At 51.9% G+C, this 26,151-nt stretch carries 24 protein-coding genes, 3 tRNA genes, 2 pseudogenes and 1 riboswitch; of the genes and pseudogenes, 17 read left to right on the plus strand and 12 right to left on the minus strand.

The features are described 5' to 3' along the window. Positions 1-229 (minus strand): annotated as a pseudogene (locus tag GEI7105_RS29255) (photosystem II D2 protein (photosystem q(a) protein)); the annotation flags it as partial. 954 nt (positions 230-1,183) lie between these two features. Between GEI7105_RS29255 and GEI7105_RS0105855 the strand changes: the two are divergent. The 5 genes from GEI7105_RS0105855 (at position 1,184) to trxA (ending at position 4,046) form a co-directional block, all read left to right on the plus strand. Continuing rightward, entirely contained in the window at positions 1,184-1,456 is a 273-nt protein-coding gene (locus tag GEI7105_RS0105855; protein ID WP_017659544.1) for a UPF0367 protein family, read from the plus strand. Next, the gene (locus GEI7105_RS0105860) at positions 1,456-2,136 is read left to right on the plus strand and encodes an energy-coupling factor ABC transporter ATP-binding protein (protein ID WP_017659545.1); all 681 of its coding nucleotides are present in this window, start codon (positions 1,456-1,458) and stop codon (positions 2,134-2,136) included. The genes GEI7105_RS0105855 and GEI7105_RS0105860 overlap by 1 nt, the downstream gene beginning before the upstream one ends. A gap of 122 nt (positions 2,137-2,258) precedes the next feature. After that, positions 2,259-2,807, plus strand: coding sequence for a YacP-like NYN domain-containing protein (locus tag GEI7105_RS0105865; protein WP_017659546.1), 549 nt, complete (start codon positions 2,259-2,261; stop codon positions 2,805-2,807). Between the two features lie 144 nt (positions 2,808-2,951). After that, a tRNA-Asn gene (locus GEI7105_RS0105870) sits at positions 2,952-3,023 on the plus strand. Between the two features lie 201 nt (positions 3,024-3,224). Further along, positions 3,225-4,046, plus strand: coding sequence for a thioredoxin (trxA, locus tag GEI7105_RS0105875; RefSeq protein ID WP_017659547.1), 822 nt, complete (start codon positions 3,225-3,227; stop codon positions 4,044-4,046). Between the two features lie 208 nt (positions 4,047-4,254). On the opposite strand, the pseudogene GEI7105_RS36815 reads toward trxA, so the two are convergent. The 3 genes and pseudogenes from GEI7105_RS36815 to crtR all read right to left on the minus strand — a co-directional run. Further along, a pseudogene (locus GEI7105_RS36815) lies at positions 4,255-4,389 on the minus strand (IS1 family transposase); the annotation flags it as partial. Between the two features lie 139 nt (positions 4,390-4,528). Next, complete coding sequence (locus GEI7105_RS0105880) at positions 4,529-6,556, minus strand: ABC1 kinase family protein (protein ID WP_017659548.1); 2,028 nt, start codon at positions 6,554-6,556, stop codon at positions 4,529-4,531. Positions 6,557-6,640: 84 nt separating this feature from the next. Next, on the minus strand, positions 6,641-7,549 hold the full coding sequence (crtR, locus tag GEI7105_RS0105885) for a beta-carotene hydroxylase (RefSeq protein ID WP_017659549.1): 909 nt from the start codon (positions 7,547-7,549) through the stop codon (positions 6,641-6,643). 211 nt (positions 7,550-7,760) lie between these two features. Between crtR and GEI7105_RS0105890 the strand changes: the two genes are divergently transcribed. Continuing rightward, complete coding sequence (locus GEI7105_RS0105890; RefSeq protein ID WP_017659550.1) at positions 7,761-8,522, plus strand: COP23 domain-containing protein; 762 nt, start codon at positions 7,761-7,763, stop codon at positions 8,520-8,522. A 227-nt stretch (positions 8,523-8,749) separates the two neighbouring features. On the opposite strand, the gene GEI7105_RS0105895 is transcribed toward GEI7105_RS0105890, so the two are convergent. From GEI7105_RS0105895 to GEI7105_RS29265, 6 genes are all read right to left on the minus strand, one after another. Next, positions 8,750-9,226, minus strand: coding sequence for a DUF4278 domain-containing protein (locus GEI7105_RS0105895; protein WP_026097464.1), 477 nt, complete (start codon positions 9,224-9,226; stop codon positions 8,750-8,752). A gap of 48 nt (positions 9,227-9,274) precedes the next feature. Continuing rightward, a riboswitch (Glutamine riboswitch) is annotated at positions 9,275-9,366 on the minus strand. Between the two features lie 216 nt (positions 9,367-9,582). Beyond that, positions 9,583-9,705 carry a DUF8629 family protein gene (locus GEI7105_RS40365; protein ID WP_017659553.1) on the minus strand — a complete coding sequence of 41 codons (123 nt, stop codon included), beginning with the start codon at positions 9,703-9,705 and terminating at the stop codon, positions 9,583-9,585. Positions 9,706-10,152: 447 nt separating this feature from the next. After that, the gene (locus GEI7105_RS0105910; RefSeq protein ID WP_017659554.1) at positions 10,153-11,070 is read right to left on the minus strand and encodes a homogentisate phytyltransferase; all 918 of its coding nucleotides are present in this window, start codon (positions 11,068-11,070) and stop codon (positions 10,153-10,155) included. A gap of 56 nt (positions 11,071-11,126) precedes the next feature. Further along, positions 11,127-11,825, minus strand: a complete 699-nt coding sequence (locus tag GEI7105_RS0105915; protein ID WP_144053687.1) for a DUF4352 domain-containing protein — start codon at positions 11,823-11,825, stop codon at positions 11,127-11,129. A gap of 99 nt (positions 11,826-11,924) precedes the next feature. Continuing rightward, the gene (locus GEI7105_RS0105920) at positions 11,925-12,797 is read right to left on the minus strand and encodes a methyltransferase domain-containing protein (RefSeq protein WP_017659556.1); all 873 of its coding nucleotides are present in this window, start codon (positions 12,795-12,797) and stop codon (positions 11,925-11,927) included. A 156-nt stretch (positions 12,798-12,953) separates the two neighbouring features. Then, positions 12,954-13,559, minus strand: a complete 606-nt coding sequence (locus tag GEI7105_RS29265; protein ID WP_017659557.1) for a hypothetical protein — start codon at positions 13,557-13,559, stop codon at positions 12,954-12,956. A gap of 408 nt (positions 13,560-13,967) precedes the next feature. Here GEI7105_RS29265 and GEI7105_RS0105930 point away from each other — a divergent pair, with 408 nt between their 5' ends. From GEI7105_RS0105930 to GEI7105_RS0105940, 3 genes are all read left to right on the plus strand, one after another. Then, entirely contained in the window at positions 13,968-14,786 is an 819-nt protein-coding gene (locus GEI7105_RS0105930) for an HpsJ family protein (RefSeq protein ID WP_144053688.1), read from the plus strand. Positions 14,787-14,937: 151 nt separating this feature from the next. Next, positions 14,938-15,019: transfer RNA gene (locus GEI7105_RS0105935), tRNA-Tyr, on the plus strand. 8 nt (positions 15,020-15,027) lie between these two features. Continuing rightward, positions 15,028-15,099: transfer RNA gene (locus GEI7105_RS0105940), tRNA-Thr, on the plus strand. Positions 15,100-15,146: 47 nt separating this feature from the next. Here the strand turns inward: GEI7105_RS0105940 and GEI7105_RS0105945 are convergent. Beyond that, a complete protein-coding gene (locus GEI7105_RS0105945) occupies positions 15,147-15,764 on the minus strand; it encodes a Uma2 family endonuclease (protein WP_017659559.1) in 618 nt (205 codons plus the stop codon). A 65-nt stretch (positions 15,765-15,829) separates the two neighbouring features. Between GEI7105_RS0105945 and GEI7105_RS0105950 the strand changes: the two genes are divergently transcribed. The 8 genes from GEI7105_RS0105950 to GEI7105_RS0105985 all read left to right on the plus strand — a co-directional run bounded on the left by GEI7105_RS0105950 (position 15,830) and on the right by GEI7105_RS0105985 (position 25,441). Beyond that, the gene (locus GEI7105_RS0105950; RefSeq protein WP_017659560.1) at positions 15,830-16,507 is read left to right on the plus strand and encodes a Uma2 family endonuclease; all 678 of its coding nucleotides are present in this window, start codon (positions 15,830-15,832) and stop codon (positions 16,505-16,507) included. A 185-nt stretch (positions 16,508-16,692) separates the two neighbouring features. After that, on the plus strand, positions 16,693-17,304 hold the full coding sequence (locus GEI7105_RS0105955; protein WP_017659561.1) for a class I SAM-dependent methyltransferase: 612 nt from the start codon (positions 16,693-16,695) through the stop codon (positions 17,302-17,304). Positions 17,305-17,750: 446 nt separating this feature from the next. After that, positions 17,751-19,016: an L-lactate MFS transporter gene (locus GEI7105_RS0105960; protein WP_026097465.1), complete on the plus strand. Its 1,266-nt coding sequence runs from the start codon at positions 17,751-17,753 to the stop codon at positions 19,014-19,016. A 102-nt stretch (positions 19,017-19,118) separates the two neighbouring features. Continuing rightward, complete coding sequence (locus GEI7105_RS0105965) at positions 19,119-19,751, plus strand: Uma2 family endonuclease (RefSeq protein WP_017659563.1); 633 nt, start codon at positions 19,119-19,121, stop codon at positions 19,749-19,751. Positions 19,752-19,803: 52 nt separating this feature from the next. Next, positions 19,804-20,358 carry an ATP-binding protein gene (locus GEI7105_RS29270; RefSeq protein WP_017659564.1) on the plus strand — a complete coding sequence of 185 codons (555 nt, stop codon included), beginning with the start codon at positions 19,804-19,806 and terminating at the stop codon, positions 20,356-20,358. Positions 20,359-20,746: 388 nt separating this feature from the next. Further along, complete coding sequence (locus GEI7105_RS0105975) at positions 20,747-23,701, plus strand: glycerol-3-phosphate acyltransferase (RefSeq protein ID WP_017659565.1); 2,955 nt, start codon at positions 20,747-20,749, stop codon at positions 23,699-23,701. A gap of 88 nt (positions 23,702-23,789) precedes the next feature. Continuing rightward, entirely contained in the window at positions 23,790-24,755 is a 966-nt protein-coding gene (locus GEI7105_RS0105980; RefSeq protein ID WP_026097466.1) for a sulfotransferase family protein, read from the plus strand. Positions 24,756-25,117: 362 nt separating this feature from the next. Then, positions 25,118-25,441: a hypothetical protein gene (locus tag GEI7105_RS0105985; protein ID WP_017659567.1), complete on the plus strand. Its 324-nt coding sequence runs from the start codon at positions 25,118-25,120 to the stop codon at positions 25,439-25,441. Between the two features lie 42 nt (positions 25,442-25,483). Here the strand turns inward: GEI7105_RS0105985 and GEI7105_RS0105990 are convergent, their stop codons facing one another. Next, on the minus strand, positions 25,484-26,134 hold the full coding sequence (locus tag GEI7105_RS0105990) for a bifunctional 4-hydroxy-2-oxoglutarate aldolase/2-dehydro-3-deoxy-phosphogluconate aldolase (RefSeq protein WP_017659568.1): 651 nt from the start codon (positions 26,132-26,134) through the stop codon (positions 25,484-25,486). Positions 26,135-26,151: the final 17 nt, after the last annotated feature.

The following is a 26,151-nucleotide window of genomic DNA, read 5'->3' on the forward strand; positions in this document are numbered from 1 at the left end:
CGGCCACGGTCAGGAAGTTGCAGCCTTCGATGTAGGACGAGGCTAAGCCGTGGGTGTACCAGGAGGTTACGAAGGTGGTGCCGGTCAGCCATGCCCCGATTGCCAGGTAGGCGGTGGGGAACAGCAGGATGCCGGACCAGCCGACGAAAACGAATCGATCGCGCTTGAGCCAGTCGTCGAGGACGTCGAACCATCCTCGCTCTGGCACGCGATTGACTGCAATAGTCATCGTGTGAATCTCCGAATAATAGCTTCAGATCGGGTAAATCGGGTTTTTTAACGTTACCCTTTGGCAGCCGCTCGCTAGAAATTAAGCGGGTTGCCAATCTATGTGTTTACGTTTCTTTACTATTCTACTCATTTTTTTGAGAAGATCCACACTTTCATGGCAGCGATCGCCTCAAAGTAAGCTCTGATGGGCGATCGCCAATTTGACGGAGTCTTGGGAGCGATCGGGGGGCATCGTTCCAGTTACCAAAAATTTGGGTCTAAAGCCTCGCCCCCTTCGACTTGGCTCACTTCGACAAGCTCACTTCGACAAGCTCAGTGCAAGCAGTGCGAGCAGGGCAAGCCTTCGACTTGGCTCACTTCGACAAGCTCACTTCGACAAGCTCACTTCGACAAGCTCACTTCGACAAGCTCACTTCGACAAGCTCACTTCGACAAGCTCAGTGCAAGCAGTGCAAGCAGTGCAAGCAGTGCAAGCAGTGCGAGCAGGGCAAGCCTTGCAGGGCGACTTGGCTATGATGTCAGAGAACTGGAACGGTATTTAACCAGTCTAAAAACCGAGCCTCTAATCGAGGCATCCGAACCTTGAAAACTAGAGTTAGCGGGTTCTGTTCGGGAAAGCTCGAACAGGTAAAAGCTCTAAGCAACACGGACATCTCACAGTGGCAAACTCGTTTCGCCACCCGTGTCCTCAAGTACAGAGAGTCAATTTTTCAGTAGATTATCAGGTACGGTAGATTATCAGGTACGGTAGGGCATACCGAAACCTCCTCTGTAATGGGGAAAACGTCTGGGGAGATAAACCCCTCTGGTACTTATTGGCAACAATGGGTAGTAAGGGTTGTCGCCGAACCAGAAATCTAGAACCGTGAGGTCTGGAGAATCCCCACGCCTTCAGGCTGGGGAGTATGTCAAACTGAGAAGGTCGAGCTACTAGGCTACGTTTCTTCATTTCATGTACACGATCGATCTGATTCTGAAATACACGCCCGTTCCCCTGTCCGTCCAGCGCAAAAGCGAAGAGGACGCTCGCGAACTGTACCAGCAGTTTCGGGAGGCGATGAACTCCGGCGAACCCAAGGTGATGGAGTTCATCAGCGAAGACAAATCGGACAAAGCCAAAACCATCTGTATCGTCACCAGCGAGTTAATTGCCGTACAGATGTCTCAAAAAGGTGCGGCCTCTGACGGACGCCAACCGGGATTCTTCATCGCCAGCGAAGCGTAATGGCCCGCGATCGATCCCAGACCGATCCCGCCGTTGTCGTGCGGGATTTGTCGTTTCAATGGGCTGACGGCACCTCTGTCTTGAAGGACTGTTCCTTAGAGGTGCCGTCTGGGGAGTTTTGGATGCTCCTGGGAACCAACGGAAGCGGCAAATCGACCCTGTTGCGAATTTTGGCGGGTTTACTCCCGGTGCAGTCGGGAGAGGTTCGCGTACGCGGACGGGTCGGATTCGTGTTTCAAAATCCCGATCACCAACTGGTCATGCCAACGGTGGGGGCAGACGTCGCGTTCGGACTCGTTGAAGAGCGGCTTCGGGTCGATCGAGTGCGCCAGCGGGTCGCCGAGGCGTTGTCGGTGGTGAATTTAGATGGGTTGCAGCAACGGCCGATTTACGCCCTCAGCGGCGGGCAAAAACAGCGGGTGGCGATCGCTGGTGCGATCGCCCGTCATTGCGATATTCTCCTGCTCGACGAGCCGACGGCACTTCTCGATCCCGACAGTCAACTCGATTTGGTCGAGCGAGTCAAACAACTGGTCGAACAGCGTCAGATGACGGCGTTGTGGGTCACGCACCGCCTCGACGAACTCGATTACTGTGACGGTGCAATTTTACTCGAAGGGGGAAAAGTCGTCGATCGCGGCGATCCCCAACGGCTCAAACACCGTTTTGTCAACGCTTGACCGCCAGGATGACGATTTTCGATGACACGGGAGCGGTGCGATAAAACTTTACAATAGTCGAGCGGGACGACTATAACAAAGTATCCCACTGTGGCAATCGAGCAATTGTAGAGTTTGAATCCATGTCACCCACCTCCCCTTTCGTCACCTTATTTGTAGACGGCTATAACATCATCGGTATCTGGGCGCAGTTACGCCAAATCCGAAATCGAGACGGGTTAGAACCCGCTCGTCGCACCTTAGTCGAGGTGTTAGTCAACTACAGCGCCTATAAAGGCTTTGAAACTTGCATTGTCTTCGATTCTCAATATCGCAACTCTCGAGGGCATCGCGAAACCGTCTCTGGTAATCTCTGCATTCACTATACGGATTTCGACCAAACCGCCGATACCTTCATCGAAAAAAACTGCGCGGTACGCCAGCGCCAAGTTCACCCCCTCGGACATCGAACCATCGTCGCCACTTCCGATCGCGCTCAACAGTTAACGGTGGTGGGCTACGGTGCTGAGTGGATGTCTGCCGAACAGCTCGATCGCGAGGTGAGAGCGACAACCCAGCGTGTCAGACAACGACAGCGGACTTCGACAACGCGATCGAGCCGCCGGTTTCTCTCGAGTCGCCTCGATCCCGTGGCGCAACAACGACTGTCACAACTGAGACGAGGATTCTGAAACCCCCACCGATACGGGGGTTTAGCTGTTTTTGTCGAACAAGTCGTTCCCTAAATTTCAAAATTTCTCAAAAAATTTTCCCAAACCCCCTTGCCAAATCCAAACGAGTTTGGTTAATATAGATCCTGCGTCAAGCAAAGGCATTCCTCAGTAGCTCAGCGGTAGAGCGGTCGGCTGTTAACCGATTGGTCGCTGGTTCGAATCCGGCCTGGGGAGTCTAAAAAGAAGAGGTAGGCGATCGCCTGCCTCTTTTTTATGTTTGATGGGGGGAGACGGCATCGAGACTTCTGCAACGCCCGCAAAACGGCATAATACTGAAGAGAAGACCGAGTCGTGCGGGTTGCTTTAACCGAGCCAACCAACCGACCAACCGAACCGACAGACCGATCTCGCGTTTTTGTGAGGTATTGAATCGATATGGGATATTCCCTAGAAGTCTACGACCACAACTTTGAAGAAGAAGTTCTCGAAAAATCGCGCCAAACGCCAGTTATCGTGGATTTTTACGCGACTTGGTGCGGTCCGTGTCAAATGCTCGCGCCCATTTTAAAACAGGTGGCGCAGGAGTATGATTGTGTTGTTGCGAAAGTCAACACGGACGAAAACCCCTACATTCCCCAAGCTTACGGCGTACAAGGAATTCCCGACGTCAAAATTTTCCGAGACGGTGAAGTTATCGATGGCTTTGTCGGCGTTCTTCCCGAACCCGAACTGCGAAATCTGTTAGCGAAATGTCAGATTCGCTCCGATCTCGACGATCGCATGGATGCAGTCAAGCAGGCGATGGATTCGGGCGATTCCGAGGCGGCGGAATCTCAACTTCTGGCGTTGTGCGAGGCTTACCCCGATCGCCCGCAACTGTTTCTCGATGCGGCGAAGTTTTACGTCGCGATCGGTGAATTCGAGAAAGCCGAGGCGCGACTGGCTGAGGTTCCCGCCAGCGATCGCCAATACGCCCCCCAAGTCGAAGCGGTTCGTGCGTTAATTACTTTTAAACGTCAGTGCGATCGCCCCGTTGGAGAGAGCGAACTCGATCGCGAATTCTCCCGTGCTTGCTGTCTGACGGTCTCTGGTAACTACAAAGAAGCCCTCGAAACCTTTATCGACCTCGTCGGACGCGATCGCGGCTACCAAAACGACGGCGCTCGCAAAGCAGCGATCGCCATTTTCAACCTACTCGGAAACGACCACCCCTTAACCCAAGAATATCGCCGACAGTTGACGATGGCCTTGTATTAAGAAAATTCTGACACGGGGTAGGTGGGGGCGACAACAGCGTACCTAACCTACTCCCGTTCGAGGTAGTTATGCACAGTAATGATGACGAGCGCGGATTGAAGCAATATATAGCAACCCTAAATTAGTTGTGTAACAAAATTGGGAACCGTGAATCGGGAACAGGGAACGGTGAATCGGATTTTTTTCTAGTGTTTTAATTGTTGACGACTCATTTAGGACTGCTATAGTAATGTCCGAAGTCGCAAATCGCGGCCACGTGATTTTCAAACTTTTTAGAAAACGATAAAATTTTACACACAAGTCGAGCTACAGGCTGACGAAGAGTATTGTTAAATATTTCAATTTAAAAAAAAGAATTGCTAATTGAATTATAAAAAAAAGAACCCTGGCATTTTTAAAATACCAGGATTCTCAATGCTTAATTTTGTTAAGTTCGAGGTCACACCGACTCAGATCGGGAAAATCAGGACGGCCTTAAACCATTAAGCCGATCGCGCCGGAGGTAACGCTCGTTTGTTGGAATAACGAACGGGAGCATTGCGTTTCGGCTCGTCTGCCAGGAAGACGCTGCGAATCAAGCGTGCAGCCGCCCGCTGAGCCAAATTTCCTACGATTTCCTGTCCCATCTGTTGCGTTTCCGGTTTAGCTAGCAAGCCGGGAACCAAGCGCACCAATTGCATAGGATCGAAACCGGGGGTATCTTGCAGGATTTCCCAAATCCGTTTGACCCGTTCGAGGTCTTCGCTCTCGCTCTGGCTCATCTTCACCGATCGCGTGGGACGGCTACCGTTGCGAGACAAATTCAACCATTCCCGTAACGCCGCGTTCGTGTTCTGTACCGCATCTTGGGACAGCAAATCGACGTTTTTCACCACTTCGTCCACGAGGCGATCGCGAATAAACTCGCCCCGTTCGGAAAACAGAAAGTCTAACGCCTGGTTCAACGCATTAGCCAAGTCGTAATCATCGCTGTCTTTGGCGTTTTTCAGCAGGTTTTCCAAACGGTTCCAGCGGAACTGTCCTTCCTTAAACAGCAACTCTCGCAGCGACGATCGCAACTCCGGCGACGAATCGGTCAGCAGCCGTTTCGCCACGTAAGGATACGCCTTACTCAACACCTTAAAATTCGGATCGACGTTAATCGCAATCCCTTCGAGGGTGACGAGCGATCGAATAATCAGCGCGTAATAGGCCGGAACCCGAAACGGATACTCGTACATCAACGCCGATAACTGGTCGGTAATGCTCTTAAAGTTTAACTCCGCCACACTAGCACCCAAGGCGTTGTTAAACACCGACGACAATGCTGGAACGATGGGTCTCAAATCCGTATCTGGCGTTAAAAACTCCAGTTTGACGTAATCCTGCGCCAACCCTTCAAAATCTCGGTTGACCAAGTGAACCACCGCTTCGATGAGGCCGTAACGCTGGTACTTTTTCACTTCGCTCATCATCCCGAAATCGAGATAGGCCAAGCGTCCGTCCGGCATAGCCAGCAGGTTTCCGGGGTGGGGGTCGGCGTGGAAAAAGCCGTGTTCGAGAAGCTGTCGCAGCGAGCATTGTACGCCCACTTCGATGATGTGTCGGGCGTCGATATTTTGTTCGCGAATCGCTTCGAGGTTGGTGAGTTTCGTTCCCGTAATCCACTCCATCGTCAACACGCGACGGCGGGTGTATTCTTCGTAAATGCAGGGAACGTAAATGCCTTTAATGTGACCGTACAGCGACGCGAAGCGTTCGGCGTTGCGAGCTTCGTGGCTATAGTCCATTTCCTCGAAAATGCGACTGGCGAACTCGTCCATGATGGCGACGAGGTCGCTGCGAAGACGCTTGATGCTCTTCTGCGCGATTTGCGCCAGGGTTCGCAGTAGATAGATATCGAGGGCGACGCGTTCGAGCAAGTCGGGACGCTGAACTTTCACCGCCACGGTTTCGCCGCTTTTGAGTTTCCCTTTGTACACCTGTCCCAGCGACGCCGCTGCTACGGGACGTTCGGAGAGTTCGGCGTAAATTTTGTCAGGGGGTGCGCCGAGTTCTTCTTCGATGAAGCGATAGGCGACTTTGTTGGGAAACGGCGGAAGTTGGTCTTGTAACTTACCTAGCTCGTCGAGATAGAGCGGCGGGACTAAGTCGGGGCGCGTGGACAGAGCTTGTCCGATTTTGATGTACGCCGGCCCCAAATCGGTGAGAATTTCCCGCAATCGGATAGCTCGGCGGGCTTCGTGTTTGGCAACGTTACCCGTTCGGCGATCCCACCACAGATTTAGGAAGAACAGCAGAAACGGCCAGACGATTTCTAAGAACCGACCCCAGACGCGGAACGGCCGCTTGCGATAGCGGGCCGAAACCATCTCGGGGTCGTAGCGTAGGGCTTTGTTATCGTCGTCGAAATCGTCGTTTCCTTCGAGCGGTACGAGAAATTCTTCTTCGAGAGGTGGCTCGACCCTATTGTTTGGGGAGCGATCGCCTTCGATCGCGCGTTTGGGCGGTGTTACGGTTCTAGCATCCATAAAAAATCTGCTACCGATGTGAGATCGCTTAATACATTGTAACAATTCTCACCATCACGTCGAAAGTGCGATCGCCCGTTTCCCCTATTTGACTTTCGCCTTGTGATGGTGGAAGCGAATCCCCAAAAATACGTCGTAGACGAAGCTGAAGAAGTTTTTACCGCCCTGAAAAATTCCCAGAGACTGATCGGCACCTTTTTCGTCGAGGAGCGACTTCGTGGCGTAGTAAGCCCCTTGATAGCCGTACCAGGGAATTGACGGCCAGAGATGGTGAATGAGGTGGTAGTTCTGCCCCAAAATCAGCACGTTGAGGATGCGACTGGGATAGACTCGGGCGTTTTTCCAGCGATCGCGTTCTTTGAAGGGACGGTGGGGGAGATAGTCGAAAAACAAACCCAGCGCCAATCCCACCACCAGCGCCGCCGAAAACCAATAATTTAAAATGTAGCCGACAAAACCGTAGTAAATCCCCAATCCAACTACGGTAAACAGGAAAGTCCGACTGAGAAACCATTCGAGGAGTTCGTATTTCCGCCAGAGCCGACGTTTGAAGAAAAAGATTTCGTGATAGAAAAACCGCGCCGCAATCATCCATAACGGCCCGCCGGTCGATACAAAATGATCCGGATCGTTTTCCGGATCGTTGACGTTGGCGTGGTGTTGCATGTGGACTCGCGTAAAGACTGGAAACGCGAAGCCGAGCATGAGGGCGCTGCTGTGACCGAGAACGGCGTTGGCCACTTTATTCTTGTGGGCGACGTTGTGGGAGGCGTCGTGAATCACAGTTCCCGCCATGTGTAAGGCGGTAACGTTCATCAGAAAACAGATAAAGCCCGGAAAGTTCCAAATCCAGTAGCCGAGGACTGACAACACGACTAACCCCGTGGCGCCCAGCATTAACAGGACTGTGGGATTGATTAACGCTTCGGGGGGTCCTAGAAATTCCTTGGGAACCGTCGTGACAGGCTTCGGCTCTGAAGCGATCGCAGTCATATGCTCTTTATTTATAGATGATGGCGGATTATTAACTTTCCGATGGTAGCAGGGAAAGATGAAGTTTTGTCAAGCACGGTACAGTTTGAGGCGATCGCGCGGGGGTTTTGGCAACTTTTTGCGGAGAAATGCGTCTGGACGTAACGAGCGGTCTCGCGAACCCTCTCGTTGCGTCGGGGTCGTCCGCCATGCTGTTACGACTCGATGGGCTATGTTTAAATCTATTTTTCGATCGATCGGTCCGAAAACGTCTCTTACACTCGCAGTGGCGGTTCTTTTAGGAACGATGGGAACGGCGATCGCGCAAATTCCCGAACTTCCCCCCTCCTCAGAACCGTCGGAGTCCGAACCCACACCAGACTCTTCTGAATCCAGTTCGCCTCGCTTTACCTGCGAAGGTATTAACAACCAGTACACGGTGATGTACTATCCCGAAAGTCAACCGGGTCAGGGGTACGCCTGGGCGTCGCCGACGCAACTCGGGGGCGGGTGGACGCCGCAGCGTCGCTGTGAGGAAATTAGCCGCCGCTTGGAGTCGTACCGTCCCGATGGGTTGTTGGAGTTGGGAACGGCGGTCGAAAACGGTTACGATATCGTGTGCGTGACCACACAAGCCAATTCCGCCTGTCGTATCGTGTTGACAGTTCCTCCCGGTCAAAATCCCCGACAAACTCGGGATTTGGTGTTTGAAAATATCGTTTTGGCCGATGCGGGAACCTCTACCGATGCGGTGATGGCGCTGACGGGAGAAGGTCGGGAAATTCGCGAAATTGAAGAGTTGTTGGGTATCGATTTACCGGGCGGACTTTCAGGCGATCGAGCGCCTCAAAGTTCGGCTTGGGTAAACTTACGACCGTTCCTCGATCCCGCCGATGGCGGAACTGGGGCGCAGTTAACGGAGTCTAATGTCAATAATTCTCCCGCATCGTCTTCTCCGAAAAATCCCCGCCTCAATCCAGAAAATTTCCGTTAGGAATACAGAGATTTCATACGGAATCCGGGCCGAAAACAGGGGTTTCTCCGACCCCTGCATCCCCCCAACCCCCCTTCCCAAGGGGGGCTAAGGGGGGATGTGTCTCTGTGGTGAGACGTTTTGAACCCAGCTTAAGCGAAAAAAGCCCGAGCGGTGAGTTTACCGTTCGGGCTTTATGGTGCTAGACCTAGATCTGACTAGGAGTTGTCGTTACGAAATCCGTTGGCTTAGCTGACGGCGACTGCACTGGGGCCGTAGGTGGCGCGATCGCCCGCATCGACGAAGCGATGGAACTGACGCCAGTATTCATCCACGTCGACGGTTACGCCGACTTCAGAGGCCAAGCGATTCAACATGGTTTGCTGGCGTTGGCGCGTGGCCACTTCGCCTTTGAGCATGAGTTCGCGCATCCGTTGTTGCAGAGATACCGTCACTTCGGGTTCTGGTGCAACGTCGGCCGCTAGGGGAGCCGGAACGGTTTCCGGTCGTACCGCCGGTTGTTGTTCGGTTTCAGCAGTTTCGCCGTTGGTGTGATAGGCGACGCCGCGATATTTGAGGTCGAGGGTCGGTTGCAAGACCAAGGGTTTCTTGGGATTGCGGAATCGCACGTCAATTCCCCGGTAGGTTCCAACGAGATCGCTCGATGCCGTTTCCACTTCGGGGGGAGTGTAATCGTAGGGGATACCGCGATAGCAGAGTTTCATGGTTTTCGCCTCCATTATGTGTCGTTGCTGTGTATCGGGTTCGATAGAGGCGCGTTCCTTCAGGATCTCTCCCTACTTCCGTCCTCTTGTCCGTTGGCTCTTTACAACTCGAGCCGTTTGGTGCGAAGAGGATGAACGATTGGTTTTCTGTCTGTGTTTATTATTACAGTTAACCACTTGAGCTGTCAATTTGATGTCAGGGATACATAACAAGACACCCGCGCGAGCGGGTGCGAACGATCGGTCTTGAAAACGGGGTGCGATCGCAAGTTCGGAAACAGCGTCGTTTGTCTGTTGTTGTCCGAACTGAGTGCGATCGCCGTTATTTCAAGCTAAATCCGTTAAAACTAAGAGATTTAGTGAGCCGATCCGTTTCCGTGGTAGTTATCGGTATCGTAAAATCCGTTCCGCGTTCCGAAAAACAAGCACAAAATCACGAAAACCGGGGTTATCGCCAGCAGTGCAGTTTTAATGTCCATAACAACTCCTTTGAGTACGGTATGAGTGCATCACTCATATTATGTGAGATGGGGGTACGATCGAGATGAGGGGATGATGAGTCACCGGGGCAGTGCGTGACGCGGTCATATAGCGCTTGCCAATTGGGTTAGGACAGTCAGATCTGGTTGTGTGTGAGTTTTCAGTCTTGAAAAAATGTCCTGGTTTATTTGGCGGCTGCTATACAAAGTTGGTCTGACTTCACCCATATTTTTTGCGTCATACACCCTTGTCTGTTGGCGGTGTATAGCGCTCGCCAATTGAGTTAGGACAGTTAGCTCTAACTGTGTATGACTTCTAGACTTAAAAATGTCCTAGCTATACATTGTCGGTGCGTTACGATTTATGGGTCTCACGTTCGACACCCGATTTTTCAAGTCACGCACCCTACGGGGACTCTAAATTTGGTAATTTTGAGAAGATCGACCTTACAAAAGACAAGCAATGGGAAACATGATGTATTCGAGGAAAAAGAGTTTCCAGATAAATTGGTAAAACTGAGCGATCGCACCTCGATCCTCTAAATCCAAATCCCGACGACGCCACCACAACAACACTAACACCGCCAAATGCATCGTCACGACGAGCGTTCCGTTAGCGTTGGGAAGCCACAACAACCCACCCACCGCCATCGCCACATCGCACAACGAAATTACGACGAGAGCGAGGCGAGATACCGCAGACGCCCCCAGGCGAATCGTCAGCGTCGAAATGTTGTAGCGTTTGTCGCCTTCAAAATCGGGAATATCTTTAAAAATGGCGATCGCAAAAGTAAAACCCAATACGAACAGCGTCAACGCCCAAACTTCCGGGGAAACAGGAAATCCATCGTTGAAGTGGAGAAAAAGCCCCAAATTCACCACGACACCGCGCACGGTAAAAATACAAAACGACGCCCAAAACGGAAACCGTTTCAACCGCAGCGGCGGAAGCGAGTACGCCGTTCCCAAGGCGAGACTGACGGCGACGGTGGCGAACAGCCAAATCCCCTGAGTTGCAGCGATCGCGATCGCGGCGATTCCCGTGACGCCGACAATCCATCTTCCTTGAAGCGAGGAAAATTCCCCCGACGCCAGGGGAAGATGGGGTTTGTTGACGCGATCGATCTCGATGTCTTCGAGTTGGTTCAAACCGACGATGTAGACGTTTCCGCACAAACACGCCAACCACGCCACCAGCGGAGGAAGTAAACTAGCTGCGGTGAATTCGCCGACGCCAACTGCAAGAGCGAACAGTCCCCAAACGCTCAACGTCGTACCGACGATGGTATGGGGACGACTAAACTTCCAAAACGCATAAAGGAGCGATCGAGTTTTTTGCCATTGGGCGATCGGTGTAGAATTCATGCAACTGTCGCGAATATGGGTTTCAAGGGCGATCGAAACCTCGTTAAACACGGGAGCTATTTCAGTTCCACGACAATGGGTAAACTCTCGCAAGGATAGGACTCTGCCAGAATCGAACCCTCTTCGTCGCAGGCTCCGTTACTGGGATCGTAAACTAACTTCTCGATTTCGGCGGTTTCTGGCACTTCAAAGGCGATTTCTCCAGCTTTGCGATCGCCGACAGCCACGGGTTCTAAATCGGTATCCAAGACGGACGCCGCCTGTAAATCCTGTCTGTAGTAATTTCCCTCTGCATCGACTAACTGCATTTCCTGAAAGGTGACGATGTAGTCGCGATCGCCGTTGTTTTCAATTTCGACCATTACCGCTAACCACGTCGTCCCATCGGCGGGTTGCTCGAACATTCCCTCTCCGGTAAACTCTCGCATTCCGGTAATGGACACGACACCGTCGATCCCTAGAGTATCGCGGTATTCGATGGGGGTGTTGAGGGCGTAAACCGTTCCCGAATCGATGTCGGGAGGAGCGGAATCGGCGATCGCTTCTGAGGCGGTTTCTCCCGTCGTGACAGCAGCTTCTTCAGCAACTTCTTCGACCGTATCTCCCGCAGTGTCGTCAGGGGATTCTACCGCGTCTCTCGAAGGTGAAACTCCCTCGTCTGGGGCGTTTTCACCGTTCGACCCACATCCGACTGTCAGTAGGAGTAGGGCAGTTACGACACTTCCGCGAACGATGAGTTTGTATAGGGCAAACATATCTTTAACAGTGAACAGCGAACAGTGAACAGCGAACAGCGAACAGCGAACAGCGAACAATTAGCAGTAAGTAGTTGACAGTTTTCTCCTCATCTCTTTCTAAGCGACGGGTTTTGTCGCACAGAGGACGCCGTAGCGAATTAGCCCCCGTTGGTAGCCGTCGCGCATCAAGCCGATCGCTAACGCCCCGCGCAAGGTTTCCCATCCCGATCGCAGGATACCTAAAACGACCGCCGGATCGAATGCAGAATTGAGAACGTCGTTCCAAAACGGGGCGACAGCTCGAGACCAATCCTCGGTTTGCAGGTTTTGAAATCCCACGCGATCGGCGATTTCGGCATATTCAGGCAGAGAAATCACGTAAGGCAAGTGGTAAATTTGGTAAATTTCAGATAAATGCTGGATTTCTGAGGCGGTGAGTCGTCCGTCGGGTTCCGAGATCGGGCGATGACACCAAGTCGCGAGGACGAAAGTACCGCCCGGTTTGAGGAGGCGATAACACTCTTCGATAAATTGGGTTTTGTCGGGCATATGTTCGCCGCTTTCGAGAGACCACACCCAATCGAAGCTGTTGTCGGTGAAGGGAACGTTGAGGGCGTCGGCGACGAGAAAGCCCAAAGAGCTGCTTCGTCCGGCTTCTGCGGCGCGTTCGGTAGCCCGTTGGACTTGGACGGGGCTGAGGGTGATTCCCGTGGCTTTCGTGCCGTATTTGCGCGATAGGTACAGACTACTGCCGCCGACGCCACATCCAACATCGAGAACTTGGGTGTTGGGGGAGAGGGGGGTTGCGTTCCCACAAGCTTCGACCCACTGTAGGAGTCGTTCGAGAAGGTCGATTTGGGCTTGTTGGCGATCGCGATCGGCGCGATCGCCGTAGTAGCCGTGGTGTAGGTGTTCGCCCCAAACCTGTTCCCAGAGTTCGGTCGAGCTGTCGTAGAAGGTTTGAATTTGACGGTTGAGGGTCGAAGTCATAGTTCGATCTTCGGTTGCGCGACGTTTCTAGTGTGGCATTTGCAGCCAGTTCTCGAACCGGCGATGGCGATTCGCCAAAAAAATACCCTCCTTTGCAGGAGGGCGATTCGGAGAGTAAGAGCTTTAACACTCGGTCGGTCTTTGGATTGAGAGATCCTAATTTACGGCGATGCTGTCGCTGAGATTTCCCGGCATTGCGAAAACACCTAACCCTTCAGTTTCCGAACACGCGTAAACCCCTTCACCGGGAAGGGCAGTAAATCCGGGGCAGTTCCCCCAAGTGCAAGCCGTCGCCGCCATATAAGCGTCGTAATCTTTATCGCGCAAGCATTTTGCCCAGGCTTCGGGATCGGTTCCCGAGGACGCACATTTGAGCGTGTTTCCCAATCCGATCGCTTTTAAGCCACAGTTGGCTTCGACACTACAGCCGTCTTTGGAAAAGACCATACCACCCGTTGGCGGACTGTTCGGATCGACAGACGTTCCGGCGTATAGATTATCCATCCGGCTCGGATCTTGTAGGAGCGTGGTCTTTTTCTGATTGAAATCGCTAACCTCGGGGGCTAATCGATACGACAGGTTCGTCAGGAAGTTCGTTTGCATGGTGTCGAGGCTAACTTCCCCATCGACAATCATTTGGAGGTCGTGGTCGCTCTCAGTTCCGAAAATGGGTAGCGCCTTCGCGGGGGTAGCGGCAACGCCACCGAGGAATAACAGCGCGGTTGAGGTTAGGGCAGCGAGTTGCTTTTTCGCGATCGACATGGTTCGAGTTTGTGTGTTTGTACTTATGTTTTGTTGGGCTGATAGCACATTTTTGCGTGTTTTTTCGGAAGTCCGGAGTGCTGACAACCTGAAGAGTTCTTGCTATGAATAAAGCAAAAAATACAATAACTAATTTAATGGTATCCGAGGCAAACTAAAGCGTCAATTCAATTTTGTGTAAAGAGATCGTGAAGCCAGAAAGTGAATTTATGCAGGTTTTGTAAAGACGATAAATTGACGTTGGCGGATAGTTCGGGCGACGATGGAACTATCCTAAAGTCGGGGCGGACTCGATTGAGGTTCTTCTCTAGTCAGTTATTTCCCATCTTTTGGGAGTTTGAGGAGAGAGGAACGGCGCGATCGATAATTTAACTCAAGTTGCCATAAGTCAATACATGGATGTCTCTGATGAAGGTACAAGAGCGTAAAAAAACACTAGCTCAAGCAGCTCGGGCGTTAAAACTGGCCGGTACGACGGCGATCGTTATATCGCTACTTAACTACCTGTTGTTACTGTTTCCCTTAAATCTGGGTGAGGTGACCTGGTGGCTGAACTTCACATCGCAAATCGTCGAACAGGGTATCGTGCCGTTAATCGGAATCGGTTTGATTTTTGCTGGGATCGGCTTCGAGACGCTGGTGGGACGAGTTAAGGAAACTGATAAATGGGTCAAATCGACGAAAACCTTAGCGTTTCGTTTGTCGGCCGTTCTGGCGGCAATTTTCGCGATCGCCATTCCGGTTCACGCTTTAGCGACAGTCGCGGCGAGTCGTCAAGCCATGGAAACCATCGACGAGAAAGCCACCGCCAGTCTCGAACAAATCGACGTGCAGCTTCAGCAGCAAAAGCAACTGTATTTGAGACTGTTAGAGGAGTCGCCCGATGCGGAAACGATGGTTCGGGAGTTAGTGGGGGACGAACCGCTATCGGAAGAGGAATTAGCCCAGTTAGAGGAGTTTCGCGAGAACCCGGAGGCTTTAGACCGACAAATTCAGGCCATCCGCACGAGCCTAGTCGAACGGGTTCAACGGCGGAGCAAGGAGTCCAAGGAAGCCTCGAAACTGGGAGTTTGGAAGTCTATCGCCCGGTTGGGCTTTACGAGTCTGCTGTTAGCTGCCTGTTACTTTAACGTGGCGTGGATCGGTTTGAAAGGCTCCAAACGACCGAAGAAGGGGACTCGTCGCCCTCAGCCCACTCAGGAACCAGACGAGACGTTTACACCCTAATTACGAAGATCGGAGGCTTGGGTTGGGGGGCGATCGCCGTTTCTGAAGAAATTTAGCTTTTTTTCCGAAAAGGGGGTTGCCATTTCAAATGACTGTGCTAAGATATAAATCTGTGACACGCAAGCGGTCGTCACAAAAATTGAAGAGCTGAGGGTCGGTGCCCGAGTGGTTAATGGGGGCGGACTGTAAATCCGCTGGCTACGCCTACGCTGGTTCGAATCCAGCCCGGCCCATCTTCAGCGCCCGTGTAGCTCAGCGGTAGAGCACACCCTTGGTAAGGGTGAGGTCACGAGTTCAAGTCTCGTCACGGGCTTTTTTTAGTGTCGATTCAGATGTCAGTTGACAGATTATTTGTTCTCTCTATTCTCCCCACACCCGAGACAAATTCAAGACAAAACCCGGTAAAACATCCTCACCGGATAACTCAGCCGGATTTGACAAGACTTCTACCTCTAAACCCACTCGATAAACTTCCACCGTTCGGGTTTGAGGATCGATTAACCAACCCAGCTTAGCCCCATTCTCCACATACTCTTGCATTTTTGCTTGCAGTGACTTCAGTGTATCCGAGTGCGAACGGAGTTCCACGACGAAATCCGGGCAAATATTGGCAAACGTTCCTTTCTGCTCGTCCGTCAGGGCATCCCAACGTTCTTGACTAATCCAACCCGCATCGGGAGAGCGAATGGCACCATTGGGTAACGTGAATCCCGTCGAACACTCAAAGGCTTCCCCAATAGCGCCATTGTCGTCATACCAGCGATATAACTGTCCGATAATGCTAAAGTTACGTTTTCCAGTTTCCCAACCCGTCGGCGGATTCACGATAAGTTCTCCTTGTGCAGTTCGTTCGAGTTGTAGGTCTCGGTTACTGGCGGCGAGAGCGGCAAACTGCTCGGGAGTGACGTACAGCTTTAGATTTCTGGGGAACTCAAGCGATAGGGTTGAGGATTCGAGTTGTGTTGGAATTTGTACCATTGTGACCGGCTCGATCGCAATCTGATTACAATTTAGATTAGCACTGACCTAAAACTGAGTGACTCATGGTTGAAGTCTCCCGCGACCTGGAAACGCTCTACCCTGATTTTGATGGGAAACCGATGGCTGACAATACAGAACAGTATGAATGGATTGTCCGCTTGGTTACAAATCTCAAGTATTTATTAAAAGACAAAGTTGCATTTGTCGCTGGAGATTTACTCTGGTATCCCGTGGAAGTTGAAGAACTCCCAGCACCTCGCCAAGCCCCGGATGTCATGGTTGCCTTGGGTCGTCCGGCGGGATATCGAGGCAGCTATAAGCAATGGCAGGAAGATAATATTGCCCCGCAAGTCGTCTTTGAAATTCTCTCACCAAGTAATACTCGCCGGGAGATGGCCGAAAAGCAGAAGTTTTATGAAGACTACGGGGTTTTGGAGGCATACTATTACGATCTGCAACGCTCTGATTTTTGGGGGTTTGTGCGGGAACGATCAGACGATATTTTTACGCTGATTACGGCTTTATATTTACCTTGGACATCGCCATTGTTGCAGATTCGATTTGAACGGCTTGAGGATGGATTGAGGATCTTCCATCCCAATGGTGAGCAGTTTGCGGAACCGGAAGCGAGTTTATTGGAACGCGATGAGGCACGGCGCGATCGCGATCGGACTCAGGCTCAGCTCGAACAAGCGTTAGCAAAGCTTCGGGAGTTGGGCATTGACCCGGATACACTTTAGGAGGATGCGATCGCACGGGAACTTCAGTTGAGGAATGGGTACGGTGCAAGGTCTTGTGGGAGGCTAACACTACCGCGAAGTGTCTCAGGACGAGGGGAGTAGTGCTGTACTGTAATGATGTCGATCGAATTTTTTTCAGTGTAAAAGATTAAGACTCAAGATAACCTTACAATTCATTGCCACCTATGAAAGATCTAAAAAAATACCACAGCACGAATATTCAAGTTTACGAATCAAGAGCTAAAGCATGGGATTGTCAGCGATCCAAGATCTTCTTAGAGAAGTTTTGGATCGATAGAGTCATAATGCATTTGAAGCCAGGCTCAGATGTCCTCGACCTTGGATGTGGCGCAGGAATTCCAATATCGGAATACATAATCTCAAAAGGATTTTCATTGGTAGGTGTAGATGCCGCTCGATCGATGATTGATATATGCCAAGAAAGATTCCCTGATTCCCAATGGCTACAAATGGATATACGCAATCTCGAGCTGAATAAGAAGTTTAATGCAATTCTTAGCTGGGATGCCTTCTTTCACTTGTCCCAGGATGAGCAGCGTAAAGTCCTTGTCGATATTGCAAAGTACATTCAACCGGGCGGCGTTTTGCTACTCACTATAGGCGATAGAGAAGGTGAGGTTCTTGGGGCTGTGGATGGGGAAATAGTTTATCATTCAAGCTTGAGTGAGAATGAATATCGGCAAATACTGGAAGCGCTAGGATTTGTATCCATTCATTTTGTTTTTCGAGATCCAGAGTGCGGCGATCGCTCTATTGTTTTTGCAATTAAGTCATAAACTTAGAGATAACGAAGCGTTGCACTGGAGCGATTCTCCAGATTTGCCAATAAATTCGACCGTTGGAGATCGAGCCTCGTACAGTTTGCAATACCAGAAAAGACATATTTCTTTTCATAACAACCACCAATTCACAATGAAATGCAACACTGAGGGGTTTCATTTTTGAATTGGTGGATTATCGTTAGCTTTCCACGTACGCAGCGCGTTCGGACAGACATAAAGCAAATCTTCTCAGGAGTCGTCTATTTGAACTGCTTTGAGAGAACTTCATTAAGAGCCTGCCTCAACTTCTCGCGTTCTTTTGCTTGACGTAACTACTCTGAATATTTTACTATAGCTCTCTCTATACAGTCTGAAGCGTGAAAACCGAGTAGCTTATAAGTGTGCTAGAGCGTTGTGCAGCTCTCTCCACACTCGTGCAGTCTCAATTTTTTCAAAAAGTTATGGGCAGAACACCTCCTAATGTATCTACGATAAAAGTTTTGGGACGACCTGCAGAACAAGGTCGATGGTTGTTGATTCCTTTGGGAATGACTATCTTACTGTGCTTGGGAACGGTCTATTCCTGGAGCATTTTTAGAATCCCGTTAGAAAACGAGCTGGGCATTACTGCGACTCAAAGCATTTTGCCATTTACCGTTGCTCTAGTTTTCTATGCAGCAACCATGCCAATTGCAGGCTTTTACATTCCTCGAGTTGGAACCCGCGTGACAACAGCAATTGGTGGGATTGTCGTTGGCTTAGGCTATATCCTTTCAAGCCTTACCAATCAGGTTGGAGGCTTAATTCTAACCTATGGCGTGGTTTCTGGTGTCGGGATCGGTATTGTGTATGGTGTCCCTCTGATGGTTGCCTCGCGCTGGTTTCCTGAGAAAAAAGGATTAGCGGTAGGGTTGACGGTTCTGGGCTTTGGCCTTTCGCCTTTTATTACTGCGCCCCTTGCCAATCGACTCATCAGCTCCTACACCGTTCGCCCCACTTTGCGAATTCTCGGGATTGCTTTTATAGCAATTATTTTCGTCATTGCCTTGACAATGAAGTTACCGCCAAAAGATTGGCAGCCTCAGCGAAATTTTGAAAAATCTCAACAGATTTTGCCCATCACTTATCCTACCAATCTATTTAAGAGTCAATCGTTTTATGGATTATGGTTTTGTTATGCGATCGCCACGTTTGTCGGTTTGAGCGCGATTGGAATTTCGAGTCCAGTCGGGCAGGAAATTATCGAAATTAATCCAACTACGGCTGCTCGGAGTGTCTCGTTATTTGCCGTGTTTAATGGAGTCAGTCGCCCGTTGTTTGGATGGTTGACCGATCGCTTCAAACCTCAACAGGTCGCCATCTTTTCCTATGTGCTGATCTTGATTGCTTGTATTGTGGCGAGCGATGCTAAAACGGGGCAGCTCGCTAACTATCTCTTCGCGTTTAGCCTGTTTTGGTTCTGCCTTGGGGGATGGCTCGCTATGGCTCCGACCATGACATTACACTTCTTTAATCCTGACGATTATGCCCAAAACTACGGCATTATCTTTACCGCTTATGGTGTGGGCGCTTTGATTGGTACGTTAGCGACGGGTCGCATCCGCGATTTGTTTGGCACCTACAACTACGTGTTTTATCTAATGGCATTTTTGGCGATCGTTGGCATTGTTGTCTGTAGCCTATTCCTCAAAGGCGTAAGTAGGTCAGTGGACTCGGTGGAAAATTAAAACGTCAAGCGGTACGCGACGGTTTGAGAAACCCGGTATCTCGGAGATACTGGGTTTTTGAGTCTCAGCTAAAATGAGATTGTCGCCGCGAGAGACAAGTTTATGGTTCGCGCTCTTACTCAATCCGTCACGTTCGATGAGTTTATCGCGTGGTATCCGAACGCGGGCGATCGCTACGAACTTCACGACGGAATTGTGATTGAAATGCCCAAGCCGACGGGAACCCATTCCAACGTCACCGGATTTCTGATGGAGGAATTGATTCTGGCGATCGTCGAGATGGGAAAACGAGGGATTTGGACGATTCCGAGAGAATCGATCGTGCGATCGAGTCACGGACAGTCGGGTTACGAACCCGATATTATTGTCCTCGATCGCGAGGCGCTCGATCGCGAATCTCGCTGGAAGAACGAATCGATTATCGAAAACGCTCAGTCCGTCAAGCTCGTTGTGGAAGTCGTCAGTACGAACTGGCGAGACGATTATTTTAAAAAACGGGCAGATTACGAGGAATTAGGAATTCGTGAATATTGGATTGTCGATTATGCGGCGTTGGGCGGACGAAATGTTATTGGCACGTCCAAAGAACCGACGTTATCGGTTTATGAACTCGTCGAGGGAGAATATCGAGTCAGTCAATTTCGAGGCAGAGAGCCAATTGTCTCTCCGACGTTTCCTGTTTTCGATCGCACCGTTGAGATATCCTTCGATCGCACCAGTAACGGCAACAGGTAATTGATATCTCTCCCGCTCTCTTTCTTGTAGTCGATCGCTCCCCCAATTTTCTATGATCCCACCTCAACTATGCCATCTCCTCGTCGGCATTCCCGGTAGCGGAAAAACCACCTTTGCCCGCCAGTGGATCGAACACGATCCTCGCTATCGCCTTATCTCCACCGATGCCATTCGCCAGCGACTCTATGACGACGCCGCCATTCAAGGAGATTGGAACGACATCGAAGTGGAAGTTCTCCGCCAACTCCGCCAAGCCTCCCGAGACGATCGCCCCGTTATCTACGACGCCACCAATGTCAAACCCCAATGGCGGTTGGGATTTCTGCAAAACCTACACTCGATCGATCCGCCACCGCCTTGGAACTGGATGGCTTGGGTGTTCGCGGTTTCTCCCGCCACCTGCAAACAACGCAACGCCAACCGACACCGTGTCGTTCCCAACGAGATTATCGACGAGATGGCTGAGGCGATCGATCGGTTTCCGCCAACTCCCGATGAAGGCTTTGTGGCAGTGAGCGAAGTTCCCTTAACTGACGATGGAAATTTCGATTTTTCTGCCGTTTTTGAGATAGTCGAAAAATGCGATCGATCGAGTTGCCAGAAATAGAGTTTTCGAGCTATTCCAAAATTACCCTGCAAGAAATCGCTAAAATTTTTACAGGGGTGCATCTCATACGGAATCCGAATCTCAAACAGCGTTTTTTTTCAAACCCTACACCCCCCTCTCTGTATCCTCTGTGCCTCTGTGGTGAAAACTTATTAAAACCCATAAATTTACATTTTTGAGATGCACCCTCTTTACAGAGTAAGAGTTTTCGCTAAACTGTATAAAAAATCAAATCGCTTGCATTCCTTTCCCTATCAAAGCTACAAGCATCTACCCTACATACCCAGATTGAGCGGAGCCACTCACGGCGAAGCCCCACTCGATCGGCTCTTGTTCCTCTCACCGCTAAGCCGGAAGGCTGTAGCGGAAGTCTCCCAAGGAGAAAACGATGATTTCCGTTTGGGCGAGCGTTCCCATCCTATTACTAGCGAGTTTCCTCATCGGCGGATTGCCCCTAATTCGTTGGATCGTTCTCGCTCTGGGCCGCAAAGACTTGCGAGAGTTGGGAACCGGAAACGTTAGCGTGTCGGCGGCGTTCTACCACGGCGGACGTTGGCTGGGAATTTTAGCCGTTCTCTCCGAAGCCGGAAAAGGCATTGCAGCGGTACTGCTGGCCCGATCGCTCGTTCCCGACGCCCCTATCTGGGAGTTAGTAGCGTTGCTCGTCTTAGTCCTCGGACGCTATACCCTAGGACAAGGGGCGGGAACCACCAATGTCGTCTGGGGGGTATTCGCTCACGACTGGCGTGTAGCCGTATTGGTCGCCCTCATCAGTGGTTTGAGTTTTACCGTCGTGCGAGAACGCCAAGCCGGTCGTAACCTGGTTTTAGTGCTGCTTCCCGCCGTAATGTGGATGCTGTACCCCCACGCAGCCGCTCGAGTGGTGGCGGCTGGCGCGCTCAGTGCAGCTCTCTATTGGACGTATCGATCGATGCCTGACGATTTAGATTTATCCCCCTCTGGCGGACGACCGGAAACCCGCAAGCTATTCCGCTTTTTCCGCGCCGATCGCGCCCTAGTCACGCTCGATCGCCCCCTAGACGCCCGAAACGTCGGGGCGAAAGCTGCCACGCTTTCCCAACTGCGACGGTGGGGCTATCCCGTCCCGATGGGGTGGGTGTTAAAACCGGGAGACGACCCCGAAATCTTGCTCGAATCGCTTCACCCGTCTCAAGAAAATCCGCTGGTGGTGCGATCGTCGGCGTTGGGGGAAGATACAGAACGCGCCTCCGCCGCCGGACAGTACGAGAGCGTCGCCAACGTGACCGACCGTCAAAGACTCTTCGAGGCGATCGAGCGCTGCTTGGCCTCGGTGTCCGTCCCCTCCGCCGTTCGATATCGCCAAGAACGGGGGATCGAAGACAGCGACATGGCCGTTCTCGTCCAGCAACAAATCCGAGGGGTCTTTTCCGGGGTCGCCTTCAGTCGCGATCCGATTTTACGGTGTGGCGATGCCGTCGCCATCGAAGCGCTACCGGGTGCCGCCTCCCAAGTCGTCTCGGGACAACTGACGCCAGAACGCTATCGAGTGTTCGTTCCCGACGAGTACGCGTCTCTCGACTGGAACGATGAAGAAACCGGAAAATGCCCAGAGTTGGTCGTCGATGGCGAACCGGGAGACGTTCCCCAAGCGATGTTACGTCGCGTCGCGGTGTTAGTTCGTCAGTTAGAACGTCGCTTTCAGCAGGTTCCCCAAGACGTCGAATGGAGTTTTGACGGACAGCATCTGTGGCTGTTGCAGTCCCGTCCGATTCCGACGCTGCTGCCAATTTGGACGCGCAAAATTGCCGCCGAAGTGATTCCCGGCTGCATTCGTCCCCTGACGTGGTCGATCAACCGTCCGCTGACCTGCGGCGTGTGGGGTGACATTTTTTCCATCGTGTTGGGATCTCGCGCCGAAGGGTTAGCCTTTCACGAAACGGCTACGCTGCACGACTCCCACGCCTATTTCAATGCCTCTCTGTTGGGGGAAATTTTCCACCGCATGGGGCTTCCTCCCGAAAGTTTAGAATTTTTGACGCTGGGAACCTCTACGAGCAAACCGCCCCTGTTTTCGACGCTGCGTAACCTGCCGGGATTGTTACGGTTGTTAGGCCGTCAACGTCGGTTGGGGAAGGATTTCGATCGCGACGATCGCGAGACCTTCGCGCCACTACTAGCGCAGTTGGACACCTCGCCAGTTTTGCCCTGGGGAGACTGCGAGATCGCCTCTGCCCCGTCACCGTCACAACTGTTAGATCGGATCGAGCGCATTTTAGAGGGGTTAGAACGGGCGACGTATTACAACATTCTCGCGCCCCTCGGATTTGCCGCACAAAAGGCGGTGCTTAAAGTGGACGACGACGCCTTAGACACGACGCGAGTTCCTGAAGTTGCCGCATTGCGGGCGTTGCAGGAACTGGCCGCTTCCGCCCGATTGCTGTTGCCAGAATTTCGTGCCGATCGCCCGACATCGACGCGTGTAGACACTTCCTCGCTGTTCGCGCGTTTGGCGGAAACTACCGACGGGAACAGCATTCTCGAGGCGTTCGATCGCTTTCTCGATCGCTTCGGCTATCTCAGCGAAGTGGGAACCGATATCTCAGTTCCCACCTGGCGCGAAGACCCCCACCCGGTACGAGAACTGTTCGCCAAATCCATCGCCGACCCGACATCGCCGCCCTCGAAACCGACGTCGTCTCAGCGGGGGCAACAGTGGGTTCAACAGTCTCTAGAGTTAAAAGGACGAGTCGCCGAGGTCTACAGTTGCCTGTTGGCACAGTTGCGGTGGAGTTTTGTCGCCTTGGAACGCCTTTGGTTAGACGCGGGATTGTTAGCCGAACCGGGAGATATCTTCTTTTTGGTCTTTCGCGAAGTTCGTACCCTCGTCACGGGGGAAAATCCCGATCTGGCCGAGTTCGTCCCGGCATTGGTGGCGCAGCGACGGGCGAAGTTCGAGCGCGATCGCCAGTTACCCCGCGTGCCGAGGGTTACCTACGGAACACCTGCCATGACCCTGTTAGCCACGGAAGACCGTCCGGCGCGATCGCGCTTGCGTGGGATCGGTGCCAGTGCGGGTCAAGTGGAAGGTTATGTCAAAGTCGTTCGCAATTTAGCCGCCGCCTCGAAGATCGATCGCCAAACGATTTTGGTGGTGCCTTACACCGACGCGGGATGGATGCCGTTGTTGGCGCAAGCGGGGGGATTGATTGCCGAAGTGGGGGGGCGTCTGTCTCACGGGGCGATCGTTGCTCGCGAGTACGGCATTCCGGCCGTGATGGACGTGGCCGAAGCGACGCGGGAACTCCGAGACGGCCAGCACGTCCGCTTAGATGGAGAAGTCGGCCTCGTTGAAATTTTGTAGCGGAACTTTGGAATCGATCTCAGACTGTTTGCGAGATCGAAAGTCGAGCGACGTTCGGGTCGCAATTGTCAATTACCAACAGTCTAAAATGGTTCTTCCAAACTTTTTAATTGTCGGCGCGGGAAAAGCCGGAACGAGTAATTTGATGGCGCGACTCGCCGAACATCCCGAAATTTACATCGTTTATAACGAACCGTCATTTTTTGCCCTAGAAGGACAATCTCTCGATTTTAAAGGGCCTCCCGGTGCTGATGTTTTAATTAATAAAAACGGCGTCACGACCCTAGACGCGTATCGATCGCTTTTTGAGGGGGGAAAAGACCATCTCGCGCGAGGAGAATCGTCTCCGTTGTATCTTTACAGTCCCGAAGCTCCCCAACGCATCAAACACTATATCCCCGACGTGAAAATTATCGCTATCTTGCGCGATCCCGTCGAACGGGCATTTTCGGCGTATATGCATACGTTCAGTCGAGGTCGCGAACCGATTACTGATTTTAAAGCAGCGCTCGAGGCCGAACCCTCTCGTATTCGAGACCGCTGGAACTGGATCTATCATTACCAAGCGTTGGGGTTTTATTACGCGCAGATCGAGCGATATTTTAAGTTGTTCGATCGCGATCGCGTTAAAGTTTATTTAAATGAAGATATGGCCGGGAATCCCGATCGATTTTTTGCCGATGTTTTCCGCTTCCTCGAAGTCGACGATCGCGTCTCGGTCGATACGTCCAAACGAGCGCTCGTCGGCCGAGTTCCCAAAAATAAAACCGTTCACCAACTCGCCAACAAACTCGCCGCTCTCGAGGTTCCCAGTCCGCTTCGTAAGTTAGTTAAATCTGTTGCGGGTGAAGGGTTGCGGGTTCGCGTGGCCTCGAAATTACGTCGAGCCAATCTCGTTGATAAACGCCAACTTTCTCCCAACCAACAGCAAAAGTTTCTCACTGACGAGGTCAAATCTCAGCTAAGGCAAACTTACCGAGACGATATTTTAAAACTTCAAGACCTCATCGATCGCGACCTGTCGCACTGGTTGCGAGAAGACTCACAACGTTAGTTCGGCTGTGATAGGCAGTTTAACCGTCAAGGGCGGTAACGGTCAGTCTCTGTCTCGGATTCTTTTCGATGCGATGTCAAAACGCGATCGAGATTCGTGAAACCCGTCGATCGATCGGGTCGGGATGCCGACCGAGCCGGATCGACGACCTCATACAAACCATCGAAAAAGAGATAAAATATAAGTATATAAACAACACAAAAATAGAGACGACATTTTTATAAATTCTTCACGATCTCCCCTCAAATTCGTATCAGTTCGTGACGTTTTTTGGAAATCACAACATTTCTCCGACCGCCTTTTGCCAGAGTCGATAGGATAGAAACAGAACGACCCGTTGACGAGTCCCCCAGGAGGAACCGATGTCTCAGCCAATTTTCGTTTTCGCCCTGACTGCGATCGGATCGCTAACGCTAATAGGCCGTGTTGCGGCCCAACAACCGCAAGCGATCGAACTCGACGACACCATCAGTACCCGCGTCGAAGACCTCTATCTCGACGAAATTTCCACGACCCCCGATCGCGGTCAGTCGACCTACCCCGAACTGAGAGAAGATGTAGGCTATCGGGGCGTTATCTTCGAACCCGTCACCATCGAACTCAACAACCCCGAAAACTTACCTCAAGATCAAAGCAGTCAGTTTAACTTGCGAGTTCCGCTGACCAACGAAGGAAACGGCGATTAACCCAACCGATCTAACCCAACCCGTCGATCTCGCGTCGCCGATCTAACCGTTCGCCCCGAGATTCGATCGCAGTCGAGACGCCAAACCCGCGATCCCCTGCCAGTCTTCAGACTCGACGAGAGAACGGGGGAAGAGACTGCTGGAAATTCCCACCGCGATCGCTCCCGCATCTACCAGCGATCGCGCGTTATCCAGCGTCACCCCTCCCGTCGGGACGAACGGCACGAAATCGAGGGGACTCTTCAGACTGCGAATATAACTGGCTCCCCCCACTGCCTGCACGGGAAACACTTTAACCGCCGCCGCTCCCGCCGTCCAAGCCGTAAGAATTTCCGTCGGCGACAACGCCCCCGGCACCATCGGAACGCCAGCCTCGATCGCAATCCGAACCGCCTCGACATCCGTATGGGGACAAAACAGAAACTGCGATCGCGCGGCGATGGCCTCGCGCACCTGCCTGGCATTCACCAACGTTCCCGCCCCGATCTGACAGTGTGGAAACTCGTCCCGCAACCGCCGCACCAACTCCGCCGGGCGATCGCCGTTCCAGCCTACCTCCACGAATTCCATCCCCGCCTCGACAACGGCTCGAGCCATACCGTATCCCATCGCCAACGTCGGCGATCGAACTACAGCGATCGCGCGTTGCTGTTTCAAGCGATCGAGCCAATCGGGATAACGAACTCCGAACAACTTTCAACCTCGACGAT

The sequence above is a fragment of the Baaleninema simplex PCC 7105 genome (genome assembly GCF_000332355.1).
In the GTDB taxonomy this organism is placed as follows: domain Bacteria; phylum Cyanobacteriota; class Cyanobacteriia; order Cyanobacteriales; family Geitlerinemataceae; genus Baaleninema; species Baaleninema simplex.